Genomic DNA, 2,825 nt, shown 5'->3' on the forward strand with positions numbered 1-2,825 from the left:
CAGGTGATTCAAATCGTCATTCGCAAAGATGAATCAATCGCGATGAAAGTGCAGGAAAAATCCATCACGCTGGGGCTGCAGGACGTCGCCAGCGCGGTCAAACAAGCCCAAAGCGGCGTCACCCATTCGGCCGTGGTCATCAGCGCAGACAAGAACATCAAGTACGAGACCGTCGTCAAGGTCATGGACAAGCTGCAGCGTGCCGGCGTACAGCGCGTGGGCTTGTCCGTGCAACTGGCCAACTAGCGTGAACCGACCCTAGGACTGCGCATGCACACGGTCACCGATCGCCTTGAATTTGCGCCGCCGCCGACACCGGGCTTGGCACGCTCGCTGGGGCTGGCCTTGCTGGCCCACGCATTTTTGCTGGCGGCCCTGACCTGGGGCGTGCACTGGAAGCGCGAGGCGGTGACGGTCACCGCCGAGGCAGAGTTGTGGTCGGCCGTACCGCGGCAGGCCGCGCCCAAGCTGATCGAAGTGCCGCCCGAGCCAATTACCCAACCTGTACCACGGGAACACCCAGTACCGCCCGCCCCGACGCCCCCCGCACCGCCGCAAGTCCAGCCCAAGCTGCCGGACCCCGATATCGCACTGGAGCGTGAAAAATTGCGGCTGAAGAAAGAAAAACAGCAGGAGATGGCGAAGGAGAAAGAGCTTGAGAAGCAGCGTTTGGAAAAATTGGCGCAGGAAAAACTAAAGCAGGAAAAACTGAAGATTGAGAAGAAACGCCTGCAAGACAAGCGTGACCAAGAAAAAAAAGTGGCGGAAGACAAGAAGAAGGCCGACCAGGACAACAAACGCAAAGAAGCGCTCCAGGCCCAGCAAGACACTAAAAAACTGGAAGCCCAGCGTGCGGACAACCTCAAGCGCATTGCCGGGCTGGCCGGTGCTACCGGTGCGTCGGGCTCTAACGGCACGGCCTTGCAATCATCTGGCCCGTCGGCCAGTTATGGTGGCCGTATTCGCGCCCGCATCAAACCCAATATCGTGTTCACGGAGGCCATTGCCGGCAATCCGACGGCAGAGGTCGAAGTTCGCACAGCGCCCGATGGCACCATCATCAGCCGCAAGCTGAGCAAGCCCAGCGGCGTCAAATCCTGGGACGAAGCGGTGTTGAAAGCCATCGACAAAACCGAGGTGTTGCCGCGTGATGTAGACGGGCGCGTGCCCAGCGCGCTGGTCATCAGCTTCCGACCCAAAGACTAGCGACTGGCGACGCGCGAGCCACAGCGGTCCAGCGGCAGCAATGCTATATATTCAATAGCTACTCACGCATATCCCACGCGGGCTAGAGCCTTATTTCACTCATAGACTATGGCCGCCTTGCCGTGCTCCGCCTGCACCCGCCAGCCTGCCAGGGCCTCATTGCTGGGGAAAAATTTGGCACTGTCCGCCAGTTGCAGCTCGGCCGAGGCGGCGCCAGTCTCGCCCTGACACGACACCGCCAGGCGCACACCCAGGCCCCGAACCAGTTCACCCTGCTCCGTCATCTCGCGCCTGGCCGGGTACTCCTTGATCATTCGGGCCACATCAGGCGCCTTGCCGCCCAGCTCCGAACTCACTGCCACGCGCAAAAATTTGCCAAAGCGGCAACGCGCCTGGTCCAGGTCCCAGATCTGCGTCACCGTCAGCTGCATGCCGCCTGAAAAACGATCCGGCTGCTGCTTGCCCATGACAATCACCAGCTCGTCGTCTTTGAGCAGGTTGCGGTGGGCATTGATCAGTGCCTCATCGGCGCGGGCCTCGATCACCCCCGATTTATCGTCCAGCTTGAACAGTGCGAGCTTGCCGCGCTGGCCATTGATGACCCGGAAATCGGTGATGATGCCGGCCAGCAGTTGCGGTTCACGCGTATCGATCAGGTCTTCAATCTGGCGCTTGGCAAAGCGGCGCACTTCCAGCACCACCTCGTCAAACAGGTGACCCGACAGATAAAAGCCGACCGCGGTTTTTTCATAGGTGAGGCGCTCCTTCACCCCCCACGGCATGGCGTCCACCAGATCGGGCTCCTGCGTGCTGGAGCCGTGGTCGTCTTCACCGCCCATATCAAACAGGCCGCCCTGGTTGGCGTTCGCGACGGCCGCCGCACCAAACTCAAAAGCCCGGTCCACCGAGGCCAGCAGGCTGGCGCGGTTGAGCTGAATGTTGTCAAACGCGCCGGCCTTGATCAAGGCCTCCACCGTGCGTTTGTTGATGCGGCTGCGGTCCACCCGGACACAAAAGTCAAACAGGCTCTTGAACGGGCCCACCACATCACCGGAAGGACCGACGCCACGGCCCTCGCGCGCCGCCACAATCGCCTCAATCGCTTGCTGGCCCGTGCCTTTGATGGCGCTCAGGCCGTAACGGATCATCTTGTCGGAAATCGGCTCGAAGCGGCTCACGCCCCGGTTCACATCGGGCGGCTCAAAGGTCAGCCCCATCTTCAACGCGTCTTCAAACAAGACTTTGAGCTTGTCGGTGTCGTCCATCTCCACCGTCATGTTGGCGCAGAAGAATTCGGCCGTGTAGTGCACCTTGAGCCAGGCCGTGTGGTAGGCCAGGAGCGAATAAGCCGCGGCGTGCGACTTGTTGAAGCCGTAGCCGGCAAACTTCTCCATCAGGTCAAACACCTCGTCGGCCTTGGCCTCGTTGATGTCGTTCTTGGCCGCGCCGTCACGGAAGATCTGGCGATGCTGGGCCATTTCATCCGCGTCTTTCTTACCCATGGCGCGGCGCAGCATGTCGGCGCCGCCGAGCGAGTAGCCGCCCAGAATTTGCGCGGTCTGCATCACCTGCTCCTGGTAGACCATGATGCCGTAGGTCTCGCTCAGCATTTCGGCCAC

The 2,825-nt window shown here is 61.0% G+C and carries 3 protein-coding genes; 2 read left to right on the forward strand and 1 reads right to left on the reverse strand.

Annotated features, from left to right (window positions below):
- Both B3V69_RS20395 and tolA read left to right on the forward strand, forming a co-directional pair.
- A partial coding sequence (locus B3V69_RS20395) for an ExbD/TolR family protein (protein WP_296449577.1) occupies positions 1 to 246 on the forward strand: 246 nt, incomplete at its 5' end.
- A 24-nt stretch (positions 247 to 270) separates the two neighbouring features.
- Positions 271 to 1,206, forward strand: a complete 936-nt coding sequence (gene tolA / locus B3V69_RS20400) for a cell envelope integrity protein TolA (protein WP_296449580.1) — start codon at positions 271 to 273, stop codon at positions 1,204 to 1,206.
- 95 nt (positions 1,207 to 1,301) lie between these two features.
- Here the strand turns inward: tolA and B3V69_RS20405 are convergent.
- A partial coding sequence (locus B3V69_RS20405; RefSeq protein WP_349679239.1) for an OB-fold nucleic acid binding domain-containing protein occupies positions 1,302 to 2,825 on the reverse strand: 1,524 nt, incomplete at its 5' end.

Origin of the sequence: Rhodoferax sp. UBA5149, assembly GCF_002413825.1 — a bacterium.
In the GTDB taxonomy this organism is placed as follows: domain Bacteria; phylum Pseudomonadota; class Gammaproteobacteria; order Burkholderiales; family Burkholderiaceae_C; genus Rhodoferax.